General features: G+C 43.5%; 22 protein-coding genes and 1 pseudogene. 9 read left to right on the top strand and 14 right to left on the bottom strand.

The window, feature by feature from the left end:
- Positions 1-354 precede the first annotated feature (354 nt).
- The gene (locus L4C32_RS16635; RefSeq protein WP_428198020.1) at positions 355-1,497 is read left to right on the top strand and encodes a tetratricopeptide repeat protein; all 1,143 of its coding nucleotides are present in this window, start codon (positions 355-357) and stop codon (positions 1,495-1,497) included.
- A gap of 58 nt (positions 1,498-1,555) precedes the next feature.
- Here L4C32_RS16635 and L4C32_RS16630 read toward each other — a convergent pair whose 3' ends face one another.
- The 6 genes from L4C32_RS16630 to L4C32_RS16605 form a co-directional block, all read right to left on the bottom strand.
- Positions 1,556-2,038, bottom strand: coding sequence for a copper chaperone PCu(A)C (locus tag L4C32_RS16630; RefSeq protein ID WP_428198019.1), 483 nt, complete (start codon positions 2,036-2,038; stop codon positions 1,556-1,558).
- On the bottom strand, positions 2,038-2,637 hold the full coding sequence (locus tag L4C32_RS16625) for an SCO family protein (protein ID WP_428198018.1): 600 nt from the start codon (positions 2,635-2,637) through the stop codon (positions 2,038-2,040). Before L4C32_RS16625 ends, L4C32_RS16630 begins: the two co-directional genes overlap by 1 nt.
- Complete coding sequence (locus L4C32_RS16620) at positions 2,637-3,065, bottom strand: hypothetical protein (RefSeq protein ID WP_428198017.1); 429 nt, start codon at positions 3,063-3,065, stop codon at positions 2,637-2,639. The genes L4C32_RS16625 and L4C32_RS16620 overlap by 1 nt, the downstream gene beginning before the upstream one ends.
- Before the next feature lie 132 nt (positions 3,066-3,197).
- Complete coding sequence (locus L4C32_RS16615; RefSeq protein WP_428198016.1) at positions 3,198-4,121, bottom strand: polyprenyl-phosphate transporter; 924 nt, start codon at positions 4,119-4,121, stop codon at positions 3,198-3,200.
- A gap of 107 nt (positions 4,122-4,228) precedes the next feature.
- On the bottom strand, positions 4,229-4,867 hold the full coding sequence (locus L4C32_RS16610) for a hypothetical protein (protein ID WP_428198015.1): 639 nt from the start codon (positions 4,865-4,867) through the stop codon (positions 4,229-4,231).
- 84 nt (positions 4,868-4,951) lie between these two features.
- Positions 4,952-5,857, bottom strand: a complete 906-nt coding sequence (locus L4C32_RS16605) for a LysR substrate-binding domain-containing protein (RefSeq protein ID WP_428198014.1) — start codon at positions 5,855-5,857, stop codon at positions 4,952-4,954.
- A 193-nt stretch (positions 5,858-6,050) separates the two neighbouring features.
- On the opposite strand from L4C32_RS16605, the gene focA reads away from it, so the two are divergent.
- Positions 6,051-7,535, top strand: coding sequence for a formate transporter FocA (gene focA / locus L4C32_RS16600; RefSeq protein ID WP_428198013.1), 1,485 nt, complete (start codon positions 6,051-6,053; stop codon positions 7,533-7,535).
- A gap of 124 nt (positions 7,536-7,659) precedes the next feature.
- The gene (locus tag L4C32_RS16595; RefSeq protein WP_428198012.1) at positions 7,660-8,103 is read left to right on the top strand and encodes a YtoQ family protein; all 444 of its coding nucleotides are present in this window, start codon (positions 7,660-7,662) and stop codon (positions 8,101-8,103) included.
- A 5-nt stretch (positions 8,104-8,108) separates the two neighbouring features.
- Here the strand turns inward: L4C32_RS16595 and L4C32_RS16590 are convergent, their stop codons facing one another.
- Positions 8,109-8,567: an Lrp/AsnC family transcriptional regulator gene (locus tag L4C32_RS16590; protein ID WP_428198011.1), complete on the bottom strand. Its 459-nt coding sequence runs from the start codon at positions 8,565-8,567 to the stop codon at positions 8,109-8,111.
- A 152-nt stretch (positions 8,568-8,719) separates the two neighbouring features.
- On the opposite strand from L4C32_RS16590, the gene L4C32_RS16585 reads away from it, so the two are divergent.
- A complete protein-coding gene (locus tag L4C32_RS16585) occupies positions 8,720-10,531 on the top strand; it encodes a PLP-dependent transferase (protein WP_428198010.1) in 1,812 nt (603 codons plus the stop codon).
- Between the two features lie 96 nt (positions 10,532-10,627).
- On the opposite strand, the gene L4C32_RS16580 is transcribed toward L4C32_RS16585, so the two are convergent.
- The 6 genes and pseudogenes from L4C32_RS16580 to L4C32_RS16555 form a co-directional block, all read right to left on the bottom strand.
- Positions 10,628-11,293, bottom strand: coding sequence for an HAD family hydrolase (locus L4C32_RS16580; RefSeq protein WP_428198009.1), 666 nt, complete (start codon positions 11,291-11,293; stop codon positions 10,628-10,630).
- Entirely contained in the window at positions 11,293-12,315 is a 1,023-nt protein-coding gene (locus L4C32_RS16575) for an ABC transporter ATP-binding protein (protein WP_428198008.1), read from the bottom strand. The genes L4C32_RS16580 and L4C32_RS16575 overlap by 1 nt, the downstream gene beginning before the upstream one ends.
- Positions 12,315-13,100, bottom strand: a complete 786-nt coding sequence (locus tag L4C32_RS16570; RefSeq protein WP_428198007.1) for an ABC transporter permease — start codon at positions 13,098-13,100, stop codon at positions 12,315-12,317. The genes L4C32_RS16575 and L4C32_RS16570 overlap by 1 nt, the downstream gene beginning before the upstream one ends.
- Positions 13,087-13,893, bottom strand: a pseudogene (locus tag L4C32_RS16565) (ABC transporter permease); the annotation flags it as partial. The pseudogene L4C32_RS16565 and the gene L4C32_RS16570, both read right to left, overlap by 14 nt.
- Before the next feature lie 14 nt (positions 13,894-13,907).
- Positions 13,908-14,711 carry an alkaline phosphatase family protein gene (locus L4C32_RS16560; protein WP_428198006.1) on the bottom strand — a complete coding sequence of 268 codons (804 nt, stop codon included), beginning with the start codon at positions 14,709-14,711 and terminating at the stop codon, positions 13,908-13,910.
- A 9-nt stretch (positions 14,712-14,720) separates the two neighbouring features.
- The gene (locus L4C32_RS16555; protein ID WP_428198005.1) at positions 14,721-15,770 is read right to left on the bottom strand and encodes an ABC transporter substrate-binding protein; all 1,050 of its coding nucleotides are present in this window, start codon (positions 15,768-15,770) and stop codon (positions 14,721-14,723) included.
- Between the two features lie 200 nt (positions 15,771-15,970).
- On the opposite strand from L4C32_RS16555, the gene L4C32_RS16550 reads away from it, so the two are divergent.
- Positions 15,971-16,690 (top strand): UTRA domain-containing protein, encoded by a 720-nt coding sequence (locus L4C32_RS16550; protein WP_428198004.1) that lies wholly within the window; start codon positions 15,971-15,973, stop codon positions 16,688-16,690.
- Here L4C32_RS16550 and L4C32_RS16545 read toward each other — a convergent pair.
- Positions 16,683-17,339, bottom strand: coding sequence for an HAD family hydrolase (locus L4C32_RS16545; protein WP_428198003.1), 657 nt, complete (start codon positions 17,337-17,339; stop codon positions 16,683-16,685). The genes L4C32_RS16550 and L4C32_RS16545 overlap by 8 nt on opposite strands.
- 105 nt (positions 17,340-17,444) lie before the next feature.
- Here L4C32_RS16545 and L4C32_RS16540 point away from each other — a divergent pair, with 105 nt between their 5' ends.
- From L4C32_RS16540 to glpD, 4 genes are all read left to right on the top strand, one after another.
- Positions 17,445-17,663, top strand: a complete 219-nt coding sequence (locus L4C32_RS16540; protein ID WP_428198002.1) for a cysteine-rich CWC family protein — start codon at positions 17,445-17,447, stop codon at positions 17,661-17,663.
- Positions 17,664-17,724: 61 nt separating this feature from the next.
- Positions 17,725-19,242 carry a glycerol kinase GlpK gene (gene glpK / locus L4C32_RS16535; RefSeq protein WP_428198001.1) on the top strand — a complete coding sequence of 506 codons (1,518 nt, stop codon included), beginning with the start codon at positions 17,725-17,727 and terminating at the stop codon, positions 19,240-19,242.
- Between the two features lie 94 nt (positions 19,243-19,336).
- Positions 19,337-20,101, top strand: a complete 765-nt coding sequence (locus L4C32_RS16530; protein WP_428198000.1) for a DeoR/GlpR family transcriptional regulator — start codon at positions 19,337-19,339, stop codon at positions 20,099-20,101.
- Between the two features lie 138 nt (positions 20,102-20,239).
- Complete coding sequence (gene glpD / locus L4C32_RS16525; protein ID WP_428197999.1) at positions 20,240-21,772, top strand: glycerol-3-phosphate dehydrogenase; 1,533 nt, start codon at positions 20,240-20,242, stop codon at positions 21,770-21,772.
- Positions 21,773-21,960 lie beyond the last annotated feature (188 nt).

The following is a 21,960-nucleotide window of genomic DNA, read 5'->3' as shown; positions in this document are numbered from 1 at the left end:
TAACAATACAGTACGCTGATAAAAAATAAAGCAATTAAAGTTCATAACGGTTATTAGCAATATGATTTATGGCTATGAGATAGAGTGTGGTTAGCTTGTCTATCATTTTCATGACTTAATCTCTTTTAAATTAGAACTTTATTGCCCTTAAATAAATGCACCCACGTGCATAGCGTACTCTTTTGTTCACCTCTACAAAGAAAGTCAAAATAATTAACATTTTCTAAACCTTAGTAATATAATGGTTACGAAAAAATGAATATGTACTTAAGTTTGCCGCTATATGACCGCTATACTATATAGTGTCGTATTTTTCGATTCCCCCCGTTTTTATTGACTAACCATTGGTACATTATGAATCCAATTCTCATCGGTGTTTTGCTGTTAACCATCTCTCTTATTTTTGCACTGTATCGTTTCTTTTCAGTGGTAAAACAAAATAAAGCAAAGCTGGCTGAGAAACAGAAAAGTGTGAATGCTTATAAAAGAGCTCTGGATGAGGCAAAAAACGCTGAGCTTAAAGAGAAAATTTACAAAGCAAAAACTGGACACACTGCCACGCAAGTCTATTTGGCCAAAGAGTGTGAGCTTAGTAATACTAAAAAAGCGATATATTGGTATGAGATGGCAGCAAAAAACGATAATGAGATTGCAATGCACTCATTGGTGCGACTTTGTGATCACTATCAAAGCGACCCTGAGTTAGTTAAAAAATCCAGATATTGGGGTAAAGTGATCAAAGCGAAAGAGGGGGGGCAAGAGGCAAAGTTGGCCCTGGGTATAGCCCTATTAAAGGGAGATGGTATCGAGGCGGATATCGACAAAGGGCTTGAGATGATCGAAAGTGTGGCTGAGGTTAACTTATTAGACGCGCAACTGTTTATGGCGGATTGGTATGTTGCCCAAGCGAATCCCAAACCTTCGGTGCCACTCTCTATTGAGTGGAATACCAGAGCAGCGAATAATGGATCCGTTGATGCCCAAATCAGCTTAGGTAAGCAACACAGTTCAGGAAATGGCATTGCTGTCGATTTAAAGAAAGCGACCTATTGGTTTGAACTTGCTGCAGAGTCTGGTAGTGCTCCTGCTCAATTCTATGCTGGCAATATCTCTGCTGGACAAACTGAAAAAGGCAATTCAGTGGCGTATATTTGGTTTTGGTTAGCCAGTAAAAATGGCGTCGACGAGGCTGTTCAAAGACGTGACACCGTGGGAAACCAACTCAGTGTGGATACGGTTGTTGGTTTGCAAGGGATGGTTAAATCACTCTTTAATAAGATGAAACAAGGAAAGATGGCGAAACACTCTGTGATCAAAGCGTTTGATAAGCTCTATGGCAGAGAGAGTTATTTCCCAGAAGATCCAGAACCTGAAGAAGAGGTAGAATCTGCAGGATCAGAAGATGCACCGACAGAAGAGAAACCAGTAAGCCGCCAATCTGTTAACTATAGCCAAACCTCAATGGACAGTGGTTCTCAGAAAAAAGAGACCAAATGATCATAAAAAAACGAACTGCATACACAGTTCGTTTTTTATTATGTAGTGGACTTTACGCTTAATGGGTATGAGCGGCAGCGTCACCTTTGTCAGACATGTCCATTTTTTTCATACCCGTCATCACTTTTTTAACGGGAACGGTTAACGATTGCGTTTCGCCATTGGCAAACGTCAACGTTAACGGGATTGCTTCTCCCTCAACTAATTGCTTCTTCAATCCAAATAACATGATATGCAGGCCACCCGGCTTTAACACTGTGCTCTTATGAGCTTCCACTTTGATGTTCTCAACTTGACGCATTTTCATCATGCCTTCAACCATAGTGTGGTTGTGCAGCTCGACGTTATCGGCAACGTCAGAAGAAGCTGATATTAAGGTTCTCTGTTCCATCTTATGGTTTTCAAGTGTTAGGAAAATAGCACTATTAGGAACATTCGGAGGCGTAGCACGAGCGTATGGGTCAACGATGTTGACATCGCCATTAGCAAATGCGAATGAACTGGTGAATAGTGCAACGAGCGTGAGTGCTTTAAGTTTCATTATGGCTCCCCTTGAGAACTTAATTGGTTATTTACGACCTCAATGATTGGGGCCGGATCGAGAGTATGTGGCACTTTTTCAACTAAAGTACCGTCAGGTTTTAAAAAGTAGAAATAAGAGTTGTGATCAACGGAGTACTCCATCGCTGAGTCTTTGAGTTCCGCTTTGGCAAAAAGTACCCCATAAGTTGCGGCAAGCTGATTGGTTTGCTGCATGGTGCCTGTCATACCGGTAATATTGGGATGAAAGTAGTTAGCGTACTCTTGGGACTTCTCTGATGTATCTCTTTCTGGATCTAAGGTGATGAATATAGGCCATAGCTGCTGCAGTGTCTCTGGCGGTAATTGATTCAGGGCTGCCGACAGAATGGCCAAAGACGTCGGGCATACGTCAGGACAGTGACTGTAACCGAAGTAGACTACGCGCAATCGAGAGTCGTCTTGGTTGTACAAGTTTACTGGTTGGCCGTTACTCGATAACTGGCCTAATGCAGCTTGAGGTAACTTCGCCATTTCAGGTTCTGGTTGTTCAATGATATAACGCGCGCCGATGCCCAGAAATAGTGCAATGATAGCGACAATAAACCAGATCTTTTTCATTAGTTCATCCTTACTGAAATATAAACTTTCTGATCACTATTTTTTATAGAGCCTATCCATTCTAAGGTATTTTCAATACAGATAGGCAGAGTGATGTCTCCAACATAGAGTCCTTGTTCACTTCTTTTTAACAGTAGCTTGTACGATCCCATTTCCATTTGGTTACTTTGTAATTCAAGTAACAGAGTGGGGGAAGCTGAAGGCCAATCAACGGTAATTTGACTCGGTTTCAGTGGGTGGAGTTGGTCATCTTCTAAGGTGATGGTCGCGGGGCCTTGTTGACAAGCTGCACGGCTAAGTGGGCAATAGGTGTGGATCTCTTGGTCACTACTTTTAATCTGTTTAATGATATCAGGCACATAAAAGCCTACGATCATCGTAGTTACGATCAATGCGATAGGGGCAAGGTTACGTAGTTTGAAAGACATAATCGTTATTGTTAGAGAATTTATTGAATTCTATCACTGAGGTGAATGGATGTAGGTAACCTTGTGATTTTTTTGTGAGCGAGGTAGGAGAGTGATGAAAAAGGCAGAAAAATCTGCCTGTTAGTGAAGTTTTTATACTTTTTCAGCTCGCTTGCCAATCTGCTCTAATGACCAGACAAGAACGACGCCGAATATCATGGCGATTACCCCCCAAACTAATAGGGCGGGTTGACCCGTGACTGACTCAAAATCGAACGGGGATAGGTTCTGTGTAAGAAGAGGGACTTGCTCGCCTTTGGAGTTGGTTCTCCACGAGATGGTCTCTTTCCATGGCCAAATTTTCGGAAGAGTGCCTAGCATTAATCCTGTTAGGAAGGTGATGGTAAGGTCTCTGAAATGGCGAAACAGATAAGAGAGTACGTGTGAGAAGGTTAATAGACCGACCAAACATCCCATTGCAAAAGTCAGTAGCAACACAATATCAAACGATTTGGCGGCAGACAGAATGGGCGTGTACATACCTAGTAGCAATAATATAAAGCTGCCGGAGATACCAGGTAAGATCATCGCGCAAATTGCGATAGTACCAGCGAAGAAAAAGGTCAGTGTTGATGGCGTCAAAGTGATGGGACTGATTGAGGTAATGGCGTACGCAAAAATAGCACCTCCAATCAATGCGATGATTTTAGGTAACTGCCAGTTGTCGACCTGTTTAATCATATGAACCACAGAGATCATGATCAAACCAAAGAAAAATGACCATAACGGAATAGGGTGCGTTTCTAGCAACCATGAGATGAGTTTGGCTAAAGAGAAGATGCTGGTTAGTATGCCTGCAAACAAAGTGATTAAGAAAAATCCATTTATATAGTTAAAGGCCACTTTGAATCCCTCTCTTCTCCATAAAGAAAATAGATGAGGATTTACTCGACGGATACTTTCGATCAGGGTGTCATATATGCCGGTAATAAAGGCAATAGTACCGCCAGATACGCCGGGAACAACGTCTGCTGCCCCCATTGCCATGCCTTTAAAAAAAGTAGATAACTGACTCATATAATTGAAGAACTTCCTATTATTGTAGATATTAATTATATTATACCTGATGAGTATAGTATTTTTTAAATTATATTGATGAGGGGTATCGAATGATTCTATTTAGATTATTTATCGAGGAATGACCACTTAAACGCTTCATAAAATGTCTGTTTTGCGTCGGACTTAATGACTAAACCATTACTCGACAATAAGGTGTCGAACGGCCAGGTTAACACCTCTTGTATTGATGACCGCAACATAAAGTGATTATGGTAAAACCGACGTTGAAAAAGAGGCAATGATACCGAACGGCGAGAAACTAAAAGCGTATCAAGCAGTAGGGTTCGAGACTTGGGGTCACAAAAAACCATATGGGTTGGTTGGGAGCTACCCAGTATCGGCGTTTGCAGCAGTTGATGCTTCCAGCAATCAGGGGTGTTTGATGAAAGCGAATTATCAAAGGTGATGTCACTTCGTTTTTGAATCACTTCGGTCGTTGCATAAAACAGGGCGTCGGGAAATTGCAGCCACCAATCAGAGAGGTGGAGTGTTGGCGTATAGGTCGGGTAGATGACCGCACTGACTTCACCAAGGTTATCAATGCTTGATTTTAACGAGTCAGTGAGTGCCACGGGGGAATGGACCACGAGTTTATTACTATCGAGTTTAACAATGTGCATCTGCTCAACAGTGTGAGAGAAGAAGTGATTATTAGGCTGTTGATAGTACCAAAGTCGCTCCTTGCGCCATTCGATAAAATCCATTTGTCCTCCGTCTGTTGTCTCGCTTCCTGCGTCTTACATCAGTTAAGTTGATGAACCTTAGCACTTTCTATGATTAATGTCTGGTTACATATCCTTTGAGATCTCTCTGGCCATAATTTTAGCTTCACTGCGTATACATTCATTGAGGGGATTGAATCCAGAATCCTTTCTCCAGATAAAAATTAGGCGTCGTTCAATCTTCAATTTTGAAACAGGAAGAATGCTAAGCGTACCGGCCTCAACCTCTCTGATGACATCTAAATAAGGGAGGCAAGATAGGTAGGTCCCTTTAGCGACTAAGGTTCTAAGAATTGGGACATGTTCATACTCACGATAAACACAAAGCTGATCAACAAGGTTCTGTATTGCATAATCAAAGGCTTTTCGAGTGCCAGCGCCATCTTCTCGTAATACCCACTTTGCCTGCATCAGCTGGGTAGCGCTGACATTATCAAGCTTTGCATAAGGGTGTGAAGAGGAGCAGACAATGACTAAATGGTCATTACACCACGTCTCTTGTTGAATGCGGCTATCGTCACATCGACCCTCAATGATTCCCATGTCATAGGTATAATCAAGCACCCCATCAATCACTTTTTGAGTGTTTTTAATTTTTACAGCTAATCGAAGTTCTGGAAAGTCAGTATCAATTTTACTGATTAAGTCCGGCACTAAGTGTTCCGCTGCGGTTTGACTACAGCCAAGCCTGACTTCTCCACTAATAACATGCTGATCATAAAAGCCTAGTTCAATTTGCTGAGCATCAAATAATAGACTTTTTGCTTTTGGTCGAAGCCAAGTTCCCCACTGAGTGAGCACCATTCGTTTACCTTGTCGCTCGAACAGTGGACGGCCCAACATCTTCTCTAATTGGGAGAGGGACATGCTTGTTGCTGATTGAGTTAACGAGAGGTGATCAGCCGCATTGCTAACGCTTCCTAGAGTGGCAACAGATTCAAATACAGCAAGTTGTTTAAGGGTGTATTTCATTCATTACGTCCATGATTGAGGGGGCATCATTATATGTTTTGCAGCCGTTTTAAGGTATCACATTCCTATCAAATTTATTGATTGGTGACCTAAAAATTCTCAATTTATTTTATGAATTTTATTTTGTTAGATTTGAATCACCCCGAGACGTAATGAGGGGCAGTCATTCATACATTCACAATAAGGAAAATAAATGAGACTTGTATCGCATGCTCAAATTGAGCCATCTTCTTACAGTATTCCAGAAGAGATGACCGTTGCGGCAGAGGAGTATGGTGTTAGTAAGGCAAGGAAGGCATCTAAAACCACTTTCTCATTAGCGGTCACTGCTGGCGTTTTTATTGGTATCGCTTTTGTTTTTTATACAACAGTGACGACGGGAGCTGCCAATGTCCCATGGGGATTTACCCACTTTCTTGGAGGTGTGGCGTTTAGTTTAGGTCTTATCTTTATTGTGGTGTGTGGTGGAGAGCTGTTTACCAGTACAGTGCTTACCACGGTCGCCAGAGCAAGTGGTGTCATTAATAACGGCCAAATGCTCGCGGTTTGGGTAAAGGTCTACTTCGGTAATATGTTAGGAGCTGCCCTACTGGTCGCTTTAGTCAGTATGGCAAAGCTTCATTTGCTCGGTGGAGGGATGTGGGGATTGAATGCTTTAACGATCGCCCAACATAAACTGCATCACACCTTTCTTCAGGCTTTTGCTCTGGGAGTGCTGTGTAACATTTTGGTCTGTTTAGCTATCTGGATGACATTTAGCACTAAAGATATGTTAACAAAAGCATTCTTGGTCATTCTGCCAGTAGCGATGTTCGTTAGCACAGGGTTTGAACATAGCGTAGCCAACATGTTTATGGTGCCTATGGGCATTGCGATTAAAACGTTTGCAGGTCCTGAATTTTGGACCCAAATTGGCGTCGCCCCAACCACGTTTTCAGACCTTAACTTCTATCAGTTTTTTACTGCAAATTTAATCCCAGTCACCCTAGGCAATATTGTCGGTGGAGGCCTGTTCATTGGTCTTGGCTATTGGACGATTTATCGAAAGCCACAACTAGCCACACTCAAAGGAGTGCCGAGTAGTCAAGATCAACCCAATCAGAATCCATCTATTAGCAACCCACTTAGCCAAGTTATCAAATTACATTCAGGAGAGAATAAGATGAACACTAGTTTTGAAGCGTTTGAAGTTCGCAGCCACATGCAACCAGCAACCCTTGTCTTCCAACAAGATGCTCTGTTACAAGATGCTATCGATAGATTAATTGAAACGAGTGAGATCGGTGGACCTGTTATTGATAAACATGGCCGTCTAGTCGGTTACCTATCAGAGCAAGACATTTTACGAGAATTATGGAATCAAGATTTTGTGCCTAAAGTTGACAAATGTGTGGGTGACGTGATGGAGGTGGAGTTAACGACATTTACCCCTTACGACAGCTTAATTGATATCGCTGAGTATATGGCGATTGATAAAGAGAGTGTCTATCCGGTTAATCAGAGTGGGTACTTACTCTCTTATTCCGATATGGATTTAGAAGCAAGAACAAAAGCAGCCAAAGTACATAGACCGAAAAGTTACCCTGTAGTAACAGATGGACTGTTAGTGGGGATTATTTCAAGACACCATGTATTAAAAGCGTTTCGCTCGACATTTGCTGAGACGACCCCCGCTTAATAAAAAGTAACAATGCATGAGGCCGAGTGTTGGGAAACCACATTCGGCCTTGTCACTTTTGCATTGATCGACATTAATACAATGTGTTACCGTTATTGTATACAAACCCATCATGGAGAGAGCAATGACATATCAAGTTTATTTATCAGGAGAGATACATTCCGATTGGAGAGAGCAGATTATTCAAGGCTCGGCGCAAGCGGGTTTAGTGGTCGAATTTAGCTCTCCAGTGACCGATCATGATCTCAGTGACGCTGCTGGTGATGTGCTGGGTGTCGGTCAGAGTCACTTCTGGCGTGATCACCAATCTTCTAAGGTCAATGCCATTCGCACTAAAACGCTGATTGAGAAGTGCGATATTGCTATTGTGCGTTTTGGGGATAAATATAAGCAATGGAATGCCGCTTTTGATGCGGGTTACTGTGCGGCGTTAGGTAAGCCTTATATCACTCTGCACAGTGAAGAGTTGATCCACCCACTTAAAGAGGTGGATGCGGCGGCAATGGCATGGGCTACGACACCGCAGCAAATTGTTGAAGTATTACGTTACGTTATCAGTGCTAAATAGAGGCGTTAGCGATTAATGGGTAGGGGAGTTTGCTGTTTTACCTGCCCAAACGCGAAGCTTGACTCAATGGCAGCAATGTTTGACAGCCTGGTGAGATCTTTACGAATAAAGTGCTCATAACTTTTTAGGGATTCACTGACGACTCTTAATAGATAATCATGATTTCCCGTCATCAAAAAACACTCAATAACGTGATCAAGCTGATCGATATTGGCCTCAAATTTCTTCATATTTTCTTCACTAGGTTTATCCAGTTTCACCAATACAAAAACATTAATCGGTACCCCACACTGCTCCTGATCGACATGGGCATGATAACCACTGATGATGCCTCTCTCTTCTAATGCTCGAACACGACGTAAACAGGGAGAGGGAGAGAGGGAGACTTTATCGGACAGCTCTTGGTTGGTTAAACGGCCATTTTTTTGTAATTCTGTAAGGATGTTTTTATCTATCTGATCCAAAGTTAACTCCCTTGAAATTGGCAGTATTTATTAATACATGATTTAAAAGTAGCAAGATCTACCAATATTGCTATTTATATAGGCATATTTAGCAATCGAAACCACATGAACTTTCCTAAACTTATAATAAGTTACTCAACAAGGAAGGTGTCATGAAGGTTTCAACTCAACTGAGTCCACTAAGAAAAACCACTAAACACGAAAAAGCGCAGGCGTTAGCGATTGAACAGGCTGAACATTTTGGTCTGGACCCCAACTCGGAATTTGGGGCTTCTTTGGTCGAACTGGCGACGACGCTATACCAAGCCAATAGTAAAACTCACGACTTATGGGGCATTACTATTGAAGGATTAAAAGAGTTGGATAGAAGCGATCGTATAGCATGGTTTAATGCGAAGCGTTTTTTATCGTTTCAAATTGCCAAAATTCTAGATAACCTGCAAAACCCGATGCGAGCGACTTATCAATCCATCGCCACTAGCAACGGCCATTTTGCCTCTAAAGGCGCCTACCCCATTTTTGATAATGTAGCCGCTATTTTTTCTGCTAGCCCAGTGATCACTCGAACCGCAACTTACCTTTTTGCCTGTACTGAGTGGGTAGAAGATGCGTTTAATGGCCGAGAACCTCTGCATGATATCTACTCTCGATTGCTGAATCCGACCTCCATCAGCTTGGCTAACCATATGGTGGATATTGAAGCCGGTGAATTAGCCAACCAATATCTGGCGTGGAACTTCAATTCAGGTATGGCCGCTATAGATGGCCTGTTGAGCCATTTACTGGGTCGTGAAGATATCGTCGTGGCTTCTCGAAATATTTATGGTGGTTCGTACCAGTTACTTGAAGATTGGTATGCGCGTTCGTCAAATCTCGATGTTGCCATCGAGTGGGTTGATGGCTACACCGACGCCGATTTCTTACAAGGTATTGAGCAAGCGGAAGAGAAATACGCTGATCGCATCGCTGATGGTCGTCAGATCTATGTCTATTTAGAGTCGCCATGTAACCCACATGGTTTTGTTCTGGATGTGGCGGGGATCAGTAGAGTGACTCACGAAAAAGATTGGATGGTCATTGCCGATACTACAGTTGGTACGCCATTTTTACACCCAGTATTAAAACGTGATGATCCCATGGAACGTCCAGATTTTGTGGTGCATTCATACACCAAAGAGCTAGCGGGATCGGGGACCACGACGGCGGGTGTGGTGATCGGTAAGAACGAACATATGTTTATTCCCAAAGGTGATCAAATAGAATTGACTAAAGCCAATGGCAAGAAGGTCACCATCAACTGGAATGAGACCCTGTTTTGGAATGTCTACTACATCAAAGGGGCATTCCTTGATGCCGATAAGGCATTTGATGTGCTCAATGGTATGAAAACCTATGAGCTGAGGGTGGTGCAAAAAACCATTAATACACTCGCCTTAGTTCGAATATTTGATAAACATCCGGACATTAATGTGTCATGTCCAGCACTGCCAGAAAACCCTAATTATGAGCAACTGCAATCGAATATGCATTTGGGTTTTCCGGCATCACTATTTACTATTGATATGGAGGGGAGCAGTAAACGACCACCTATAGAGTCCAACGTGTTTAAACAGTTTTTTGACATGTTAGAACCCGCGATTGGTATGCAGGTGAGTTTAGGTCAAACCAACACGGTGGCGTTGTGCCCCGCGATGACCACTCATTCAGAACTCTCTCGAGAGGCGCTTAAAGAGGCGGGAATAGAACCGACCACCATGCGAATATCGGTTGGCTTAGAGGATCCTAGAATGTTCATTAGTCACATTCAAAAAGCCGCGCAGCTTTCCATCGATAATGCCCACCCTGATTTTTCGCAGCTCTTCCCATGTGCGTCGGAGATTGATGATATCTATCAACAGACCTATTTGGAGGTACAACTGAAATTCATAAAAAGTTTACCGAGTTACGAGCAATTGTCGCGCTAGTGGCGCGTAACATTCAATAAGAGGTAATACGATGTCGGCCAATGCGGTGTGCATTGGCCGACTTGGTTTTGTTTTCCCACAGGGTTTATTGTTACGCTATTGTCCCCATGCGCAGATCGTCCATTGTGGGTAGTTATTGGCTGCTTCTTTAAGCTGGCTACAGGGATTTATCAGTACGACATCGTCAGCGTGCAGACACATGGATAGATCGTTAATTGAGTCGGTATAAAAGGTAATGTGTGCATCGGATTTATGATTGAGGTGAAGCCACTGTTTCAAGCGCGTGACTTTGCCTTCTCTATAGGTTGCAATGCCTTCTATGTCGGGCAGGTAATAGCCTTGTTTACACTGTAAATCGATAGCTAAAGCGTCATTGATGCCTAAACGTTGAGCCACCTTTTTGACAATGAAACTAACCGAGGCTGAGACGATTAAGGTATCGGACTGTTGCTGTTTAAGTTGGGTAATTAATCGTTCGGCTTCTGGAAATAGCATGGGCAAGATGCAGTTATCCAGACACTCATCGACCAGTTGTTCAATCTGTTTTATTGGCATCGTTAATAACGGAGACATAGCAAAGTTAAGATATTGCGCCATGTCGAGCTTACCTTGCGCATAAAGCGTCATTAAACGGCGGTCTTCTTTTAAAAAGTCAGGGGTTGTTATTACCTCTTTGTTCACAAGAAATTGATTCCAGATCATGGCGCAATCGCCGTTGATCAATGTTTCATCAAGGTCAAACACATAGACATGGTTACGCATTATGCTGCACTCACAGGTTGAAGTTCATTGAGGTTAAACATCAACTCAAGTTGACTGCCTGGTTCTAACAAGCGTTCTGATGATCGATTTAACAAGTCCACAGTCAATTCACACCCTTGGGTGGCGACCTGGTAGCGAATAACACTGCCTAGGAGCTGGTGGTTCTTTACTGTGACTAAGGTTGGATCAGACACATGGCTGCCATAGACTCTGCCCGGTTCACGAACATAGATCGACTCGGGGCGAATGGCGACTTTTGAATCAACATGAATACCAAACAGATCCTTGGCCTTTCTGGCTGAGACTAAATTATATTGCCCCATGAAACTCGCGGCGAACTCATTGATTGGCTTAGTATAGATCGTTTCTGGGCTGCCCTCTTGAACAATCTTTCCTTGATTCATTAAGAAGATGCGATCAGACATGGTCATTGCCTCTTCTTGATCGTGGGTCACAAAAACAGTGGTGAGGTTCAGCTCTTTCTGAATATCACGAATTTGCTGACGAAGGTGTTTACGGATACGGGCATCCAGAGCTGAAAGCGGTTCATCGAGCAGTAGAATTTGTGGTTTAACGACGAGAGCACGGGCTAATGCTACACGTTGGCACTGACCGCCAGACAGTTGGTGTGGGTATTGATGCTCCTTGCCTTTTAGCTCAACTAAATCAATTACTTTAGCGACCTTATTGGCGACTTTTTCTGCTGACACCTTCTGCATTTTCAAACCAAAAGCAATATTACCTTCAACGGTCATGTTGGGAAAGAGTGCATAGGATTGGAACACCATGCCAATCCCTCTTTTTTGCGGGGGCTCATGGGTGATATTTTTGCCGTTCACTTTTATCTTGCCACCATCAACCTGGTTCAGCCCAGCTAAACTTCGCAGCAAGGTGGATTTTCCGCAGCCACTGGGACCAAGCAGAGTGACAAACTCCCCTTTTTCAATGGTGAAATCGATGTTCTCAAACACAGTATTACTATCAAATCGTTTGGTTAACTGTTTTACGTTTACATAACTCATTATTGCGCTCCTCGGCTAAAACGGCTGGCTAGCCAAGTTAATAAGAAAATAAAAATGAAATAGGTCATGACCAAGGCGGAGGTGAAGTGTCCGCTTGTCTGGCGCATGTTATAGAGGTAAACCTGCAACGTTTCGTAACGCGTTCCTACCAAGATATTGGCAAACACAAACTCACCAAGCAGAAAAGAGAAAGAGAGAAACAGTGACGCTAATAACCCTTTTTTCAAATTCGGTAAGATAATCAGTAGAAAAGCTTGGGTCGTCGTCGCACCAAGAAGATGAGCGGCATCCATCAAATCGTGCAGGTTGAACGACTCGAAACTGTTGGCAATCGCGCGATACATGAAGGGCAGAGCGATAGTGAAATAGGTGCCAATTAAGATCCATGGGGTACCAATAATGGCAACTGAGCTGTCTGCATAGAGCTGCAACAATCCTACTGAAGAGACCACTGGCGGCACGGCAAACGGTAACAAAATCAGCAGGTTCATCACGACTTTTAGACGAGGAAAGTAGTAAAACACCACAAAAATAGTTGGGATGATCAACACGGAGCTGAGTAATAGCGAGGTGAGCCCAATGAACAGTGAGCGAGCAAAAGCATCAATAAATCGTGGGTCTTGCCACAGCTTCAGGTACCAATCAAACGTAAAGCCATCAGGCAGTATGGTCGCCCCCCATGAGGATGACAGAGAGTAGGCAAAAGTTGCGATTATAGGTACAGACATCATAATCACGATGCCATACACCACACTGTTGTGATAAATCGGATTACTGTTTTGCATGGTAGCTCCTAGAGATTAACCACTGATTAATGCCAGTAATAAAGGCAAGCAGACCAATGAGCACGACTGAGATGGCGGCAGCTAAATTGGGTTCAAGAAACAGATCGCCGGAGACTAAACTGGCGATACGCACAGTGATCACGTTGTAGTTTCCAGAGGTTAAGGCGTAAACACTGGCGTATGCCCCCATTGCATTGGCAATTAAAATGATAAAAGTGCCAAGCAGCGCAGGGGTGAGAACAGGTAAGCCAATGTACAACCAAAACTGTCTCTTACTGGCCCCTAATAGTGCTGAAGCCGCTTGCCAGTCGTCACTCAATGCATCAAACGCTGGGTAGAGCAGCAGAGTGGCGAGAGGAATTTGGAAATAGATATAAATCACCATTAACCCCCATTGGCCATATAAATTGAAATCATCAATTACACCGTATTTTTTCAGGATCAGCGTGACTGCTCCGTTAAAACCCAGAATAATAATGAAAGCAAAAGCTAGGGGTACTCCACTGAAATTGCTGGTCATATTGGTAAAGGCGATCACCCAGTCACGAATTTTGTTATTGACCCTACGCAGGGACGACACCAACAGGGCAGCGATCAATAACCCGATCAAACTTGAGATGATGGAGAGCCATAGGCTGTTGCTAAAGGCTTGCAGTAAAAAAGAGGAGTCAATGATCTCTCGGTAGTTCTCTAGGCTTATTTGATCATCATAAATAAAGCTATTGAGAAAGACCCAAACCATTGGTGCAAGCTGGAACAACACAAATACCACAGAGAATGGTAATAACCACAACAGTGCACGCTTCATTAGACAATTAGCTCCGAGTTGACCGTTTTTTGATGAGTAAGATTGAGCAGCTGACAAATCGTTCCGCAAAGGTGAGTCTGCTTGACGTCAGTGGCCTGATGAGAGAACTTGTCACCAATGACGAACAGAGGAACCTCACGCTCGCAACTCAGTATGCCCCCGTGACTTTTATCGTTATTCATTCCATGATCGCTGGTGATCAGGACTTGATAGCCATCCTCAACCCACTTATCAAGGTAGTGAGAAAGGTAAATATCCACCTGTCGAGCACTGTTTCGATATTGGCTTGAATCCAGACCGAACTGATGACCAGCGTCGTCAATGTTCATCGGATGAATGAGCAAAAAATCAGGCTGGTGGCGGGTTCGTAAGTGCTCAGCATCCACAAACAAAGTGTCATCTGGGTAGTGGTCGAGATGGTAAAAACAACCATGTTGAATATTCAATGTTTTATCGTCAGTAAAGCGATCGCGAACGGCATTATAGGGCGTTCGATTGTAGAGCTCACTCATCCAATGGTAGGCGGCGGCAGCGGTGGTTAACCCCTGCTCAGTGGCTAAGCTAAAAACGCTGTGTTGATTAGATAGTCGGGTAATCTCGTTGCTGACAATGCCACTCACTGTGGGAGTGACGCCAGTTAGCAGGCACTCATACAGTGGACGTGATAACGAAGGAAGCTCGGAGGTAATTTTGTATAGCGTTGCTCTTTGCTGCTCAATCAGTGCGTTCAAGTAACCCATGACATCATGGGCTACTTGATAATTGAGTCCGTCAAGAACAACAAGTATGACCTTATTGTTCATTACTGCCTCTTATTTTACGTACATTAAGACGTTTTCTTGCCATTGACGCGGCAGCTTACGTGCACTTTTTTCCCATGTTTTAAAATCAGTGACTGGGTGCACATTGCTGTATTGATCGTTGGATAGCAGTTTGGCTTGAATGGAGGCTGGCAGTTCAATGCTGCTGCGAATTGGGCGAGCGTAACCCGCAGCCAGGTTGATTTGACCTTTGTCACTGAAGATATACTCACGCGCCAGTTTTGCTGCATTTGGGTTTTTGGCGTGTTTATTGATGATGGTGGTATAACCTGAGATCACGGAACCATCTTGAGGGATAGTCACGGTAAAGCGATCTTTACCAATTTGATCGCGGTAGTTTAGTGCGTTGAAATCCCACATAATCGCCACTTCAATTTCACCTTTCTCAAGGTTAGCAAGGCTAGGATCATTCAGGGATATACGCCCTTGCTTGGCCAATTTTTCGAAATAGTTAAGTGCAGGTTTTAGGTTTTTCTCACTGCCACCATTGGCAAAAGCAGCGGCCAGAACGGCGTTGTTTGCTTGTGATGCCGCCCCCACATCCCCTACAGTGACTTTATAGTCTCCCTTTAGGACGTCATCCCAGCTAGTGGGAGCATTTTTTACAAGCTTATTATTGGTGATGAACGAGATGGTGCCGGTGTAAGCGAGTGCCCAGTGGCCCTCTTTATCTTTCGCCCAGTTTGGAATGTCATTCCAGGTGGTTGGTTTATAGGCTTGTGTTACCCCTTTCTTTACTGCAATACGCGCAAAGGCAAAACCAACATCACCAATATCGGCCGTTGCGCTTTTTTTCTCGGCTTCAAATTTTGCAATCTCTTGCGCCGAACTCATGTCAGTATCTTGATGTTTAAGTTGATAGGTATTGTGCAAATCTTTCCAGGTGTCTTTCCAGTTGGCCCAGCTGTCGGGCATTCCAACACTGTAGACTTGCCCCTCTTTCTGGGCTGCTTTAATTAGGCTTGCTAGATCAGTATCCGCAATTGCTGAAGTAGTAATTGCAGCAGTCATCAATGTTGCACAGGTTAATAGGGTTTTCATTGTCGCTATCCTTCTGGACTAGTTCAGTAAGTTCGATAGCTATCCTAAGAAGTAATTATGACGATTTGGGTGAGCTTTTCTTACAGTTACGAGAAGAAACCGTGACACTTTTAAGTCTGAGTAATTTACATGTTCTGTCACAAAACGGTTATATATATTCGGTAGATTCAGAATCATTTTTCATCGGAGTTGGGAACACAATGAGATCCAAAGGAACCACTCAACTGAGCATGATCAAACAGTGTATTAAGCAGGAGATTGCGCAGATCGTAACCAAGGGAAATGACAAGCTCCCTTCAGAGCGCGCGTATTGTCAGCAATTTAATACCACAAGAGTGACTATAAAAGATGTGCTGACCGCGTTAGAAACCGAAGGCATTATTTACCGAGAGGAGCGCCGAGGTTGGTTTGTCTCCCCCAAAAGAATTGAATATAACCCGCTGTCACGGGCTCACTTTCATCACATGATTGATGAGCAGAAAAGAGAAGCATCAACACAAGTATTAACCGTCGCGACTGAGCCTGCGCTTGGAGAGGTGGCAAGGGTGTTAAATATGGACCCGCAAGTAACAATGATTCATCGAATAGAGCGGCTAAGGTATGTCGATAACCGAGCGGTGCTGTTTGTCGAAAACTGCCTGATTGCCGATCTGTTTCCCGATATTTTAAAGCAAGATTTGTCTCAGTCATTGACCACGCTGTTCCAACAACATTATGGTTATCAAACTGGGCGCTCTCGCTTTGATGTGATCCCAACGTCCGCTTCAAAAAAAGTGGCAAAAGCCCTTCATTTGGCAGAAGGGCAACAGGTGCTTAAAATTACGCGGGTGAACTACAATCAGCAGTTGCATTTAATGGATTGTGAGTTTGAATATTGGCGACCTGATTCCGTCATGCTCACCATAGATAGTCTTAGCTAGTGCCTTTTAGATGCGTTAACACGTCGCTCATTGTGGAGTGAATTTGGTGACCTAATTGAACAATCTCTTCATTAGGTTGCACTAAGTCAGGAATTTGGTAAGTTTGCATACCCGCGGCAACGGCAGAACGGACACCGTTATTTGAGTCTTCAAAAGCAAGGCATGTTGCGGGGTTCACTTTCAGACGCTCCGCCGCAAGCAAAAAGATTTCAGGGTGAGGTTTGCCATTTGTCACTTCACAGCCTGTGCTTAACACATCAAAAAAATCCAATAATCCAGCCAGTTTTAATTTGATGATGGCGAGCTCTTTGGGGGTTGAGGTAGCCAGTGCAATGGGAATAGATTGTGATCGTAGCCAGGTTAGCAGATCAAGGATGCCTGCTTTAACGGGGATCGCTTGATGATAAACCACACTATGATAGCGCTCCGTCCACTCGTCTCTTAACTGCTCATAATTAAGTTCTGGCCCATATCCTTCACAAATTGTCTCTTCTATTCCTTGAGCGTTTCGGCCAATAATATTGAGATAAACATCCTCAAGGAAGGGCAGAGACAGGACGTCACAAGCTTGCTTAAACGCCTTTTGACAAACTCGTTCTGTATCTAATAACAGACCATCCATATCAAAAACAGCAGCGCAAAATGTCATAAAACCTCCTTAAAATGATGGAGTAGAAGTGTAAGGGTTTTTGGAAGATATGCACGAACTATCATGATGAGGTAGAGTAAGAACATAACCCCTCGAGGCAATAATATGAATACTTCCATTGACGATACGCGCTGCCCTCTTTGCCATCAGAGCAACAGATGCATGGCAAACCAAGATACACCCTGTTGGTGTGCCCGCACTACGATTCCCGAAGCGCTGATTGAGCAAGTGCCTAAGGAGTTAAAAAATCGAGCGTGTATCTGCACAAAGTGTGTTGAGGCATTCAAAGCCAAATCTGTGCATTTCGTCTCACCTAAGCAGTAATAAATCAGAACAAAAAACGCTAAAGTGTATAGATAGCTTTCAAATTTATATAGGAGCCGTCATGGCTGAGCAAAAATACGTGGTCGCTCTTGATCAAGGGACGACCAGTTCTCGTGCTGTCATTCTTGACCACGATGCGAATATTGTGGGCGCTTCTCAGCGTGAATTTACTCAAATATACCCCAAAGCTGGCTGGGTTGAGCACGACCCGCTGGAGATTTACGCCACTCAGAGCGCCACTTTGATTGAGACCATTGCTAAGGCCGGTATTCGTAGCGACCAAATTGCCGCCATTGGTATAACTAACCAGCGGGAAACCACCATCGTCTGGAATCGAGAGACGGGAAAACCCGTTTATAACGCGATTGTTTGGCAGTGCCGACGTACTGCTGAAATGTGCGATCGTCTGAAACAACAAGAGGGGTTGGAGCAGTACGTTCGTGAAAACACTGGGTTAGTGATTGACCCTTACTTCTCGGGCAGCAAAATAAAGTGGATTTTGGATAATGTTGAAGGGGCGAGAGAAGAGGCTGAAGCTGGAAAGTTGTTGTTTGGAACGGTTGATACTTGGCTTGTTTGGAAGATGACTCAAAAACAGGCACATGTGACCGATTACACCAACGCGTCTCGCACCATGCTCTTTAACATCAACACGATGCAGTGGGATGAAAAACTGTTGGAGGCGTTAGATATTCCCATGTCGATGATGCCGGAAGTGAAAAGTTCAGCTGAAGTGTATGGTGAAACCAATATTGGGGGAAAAGGGGGCACGCGAATCCCCATTGCTGGTATTGCGGGAGATCAACAAGCGGCGCTTTATGGGCAGATGTGTGTTGAACAAGGTCAGGCTAAAAATACTTATGGAACTGGCTGTTTTCTATTGATGAATACGGGTAAAGAGAAGGTCAACTCAAACCATGGGCTATTAACGACCTTAGCGTGTGGACCAAAAGGTGAACCGGTTTATGCACTAGAAGGGGCCGTATTTATGGGGGGAGCAGCTATCCAGTGGTTACGAGATGAGCTGAAGTTGCTGGCAGATGCTAAAGATTCTGAGTATTTTGCCACAAAAGTAGATTCATCAAATGGCGTGTATGTGGTTCCTGCATTCACTGGTTTAGGCGCCCCTTATTGGGATGCGTATGCAAGGGGGACGATTGTCGGCTTAACGCGTGGTGCGAACTCTAATCATATTATTCGAGCAACGCTTGAGAGTATTGCCTATCAAACTCGTGATGTATTAGATGCGATGCAAGCTGACTCTGGGATCACCTTGTCTGCACTGCGAGTTGATGGTGGTGCGGTGGCAAATGATTTTTTGATGCAGTTTCAGTCGGATGTATTAAACACTCCAGTCCATAGGCCTCAAGTGACTGAGGTGACTGCATTAGGTGCGGCGTACTTGGCTGGCCTTGCGGTGGGCTTTTGGGACGACTTAGAGGAAGTGGCGGGAAAATCTGTGGTAGAGCGATCGTTTGAACCTCTGCCAGATGAAGAGAAGCGCCAACGTCGTTACCGAGGTTGGAAACGAGCAGTGAAATGCACGCAGTTATGGGCGGAGATGCATGATGAAGAGTAACCCTGAGTCGTTATAACATTTCTGGGGCATAAGATTGCTATTCGTTGCTTGATCGGTACACTGTTATGTTGTTGGAATTACGGAGCTTTATTAAGTGAAACAGATTACTAGACATCAGCAGATTATCGATCTCGTACAGCAAAATGGTTATGTGAATACCGATGATTTGGTTGATCTTTTTAAAGTCAGCCCTCAAACCATTCGCCGCGATCTTAACGAGCTTGCCGATGCCAATAAAATTCGTCGTCACCATGGCGGAGCGACCATCGCACTAAGTTCAGAAAACACCGAGTACACCACACGAAAATCGATGCAGTTAAGTGAAAAAGGCACCATTGCCGAAGCCCTCTCTAAGCACATTCCTGATGGTGCAACGCTATTTATTGATATTGGTACTACGCCAGAGTCGGTCGCCAAAGCGCTAACTAAGAATCATAAAAATCTTCGAATAGTGACCAATAATATTAATGTTGCCAGCATATTGATGGAGCGTGCTGACTTTAAAGTAATTTTAGCTGGTGGTGAAGTTCGTAATAAAGATGGCGGGATTGTTGGTGAGGCGACTCTCGATTTCATTAAACAGTTCCGATTAGACTTCGGTATTCTAGGGATCAGCGGGATTGATTATGATGGCTCATTGCTCGATTTCGATTATCATGAAGTCCGAGTAAAAAAAGCGATCATAGAAAATAGCCGCAGTGTCTTTTTAGCGGTTGATCATACTAAGTTTGGGCGCAATGCCATGGTAAAACTTGGCAGCATTTCCGAAGTTCATCTATTGATTACCGATCAACAACCTCCCCAAGAGATCGCTGACTTATTAAAAGAAAATGACATTCCCCTTGAAGTGATTTCATAAGCTAACTGTCCAAAACGTTAAATAATTGTTCGATTCCGAAACTAATTGGTGATCTTTTCATTCACATCATCTATATTATCTTCAAATGTTCGAAATTGTTCGTTCGCTCAATTTGGATTGGTAATTAGTGTGATGAAAATGAATAATGACAATCAACCTATTTTAGATATGATCATTGTCGGTGGTGGCATCAATGGTGCGGGTATTGCAGCAGATGCAGCAGGTCGCGGTTTAACAGTGGGTTTATATGAAGCTTCAGATTTTGCTTCGGCCACCTCATCTGCCAGTTCTAAACTTATTCATGGAGGGTTGCGTTATTTAGAACATTATGAATTTCGTTTAGTTTCTGAAGCGTTGGCTGAGCGAGAAGTCATTCTTAAAAAAGCGCCCCATATCGCGAAACCAATGAGGTTCCGCCTTCCACATCGCCCTTTTTTGCGTCCCGCTTGGATGATTAGAGCAGGCCTATTTCTGTATGATCATTTAGGAAAACGCACCACACTCGCTGCCAGCCATATGGTTGATCTTAAAAAATCAGGGCTACTAAAAAGTGACATTACCAAAGGGTTTGAGTATTCAGATTGTTGGGTTGATGATGCACGATTGGTGATTCTTAATGCGATGGCAGCGCAGCGTAGTGGTGCCGAAGTAAAAAACTACTGCCGAGTGGTTGATGCTAAGCGACAAGGCGATCTGTGGTTAGTCACTATTCTAGATGAGCAAACGAACATTCGTTTTGAGCGAAAAGCAAGATCATTGGTCAATGCTGCAGGCCCTTGGGTCAAACAATTCTTTGATCTTCAATTGGCAGAAGAGTCTCCTCGTAACATTAGGTTAGTAAAAGGTTCACATATTGTGGTTCCTAGAATCCATGATGAAGAGCAAGCGTATATTTTACAAAACGCCGATAATCGTATTGTATTTGTGATTCCTTATATGGACGATTTTTCGATCATAGGAACAACCGATGTTGAGTATCTTGGTGACCCTAGAAAAGTCGCTATTTCCGATGAAGAAGTCGATTATCTCGTTGATGTGGTTAACCAACATTTTGTTAAGCAAATTACCAAACAAGAGGTGGTGTGGTCATACAGTGGAGTTCGGCCATTGTGTGATGATGAATCAAACTCTCCTCAGGCGATAACACGAGACTATACGTTAGAGTTGCAACAGGAGGCCGATCAGCCGCCACTGCTCTCTATCTTTGGCGGAAAACTAACCACTTACCGTAAACTAGCTGAGAGCGCACTCACCCTATTACAGCCTTATCTTGCTAATGCTGGGGAAGCCTGGACTAAAGAAGCGCCATTACCTGGAGGAGATTTCTCTTATTCACGAGAGCGACTGGCTAACAACCTCGTTGATCAGTTCGCTTGGTTAGATCTATCGACGGCTAAACGTTATGTGAATCAGTTTGGAACATTAGCGTGGCGATTATTTGATGGAGTAGAGTCTGAAGCGGATTTTGGTTATCAATTCAGTAAAGGGGTGTATAGCGCTGAGATCGATTACTTGATTGAACATGAATTTGCTAAGAATGCGGATGACGCGTTGTGGCGTAGAACTAAGTTGGGCTTGTACTTAAACCATGAACAACAAGCGGAAGTGGATACTTATATTTTGGCAAAATTACGACAACTTCAAGGGGTAAATTTGGCTGAAATAAGCTAACGGGTATGTTTGAGTCTCCTCCTTTTTGACAGCTTATGGCTGTCTTTTTTTTATTCAAAAAACACGAGTTTGTGTGAATTAATATTCTTATAAATTCATTTCTAATAGTGCGATCAACTGCTCAATAAATAGATTGATAGATATATAAACTACAAAAATTAAATTCATCAGTATGAATGATATTGAGT

The organism is Aliivibrio kagoshimensis, assembly GCF_050337105.1.
GTDB classification, from domain to species: domain Bacteria; phylum Pseudomonadota; class Gammaproteobacteria; order Enterobacterales; family Vibrionaceae; genus Aliivibrio_A; species Aliivibrio_A kagoshimensis.
Note: the sequence above shows the minus strand (reverse complement) of the source record. Positions and strands in the feature narration are given on the sequence as shown.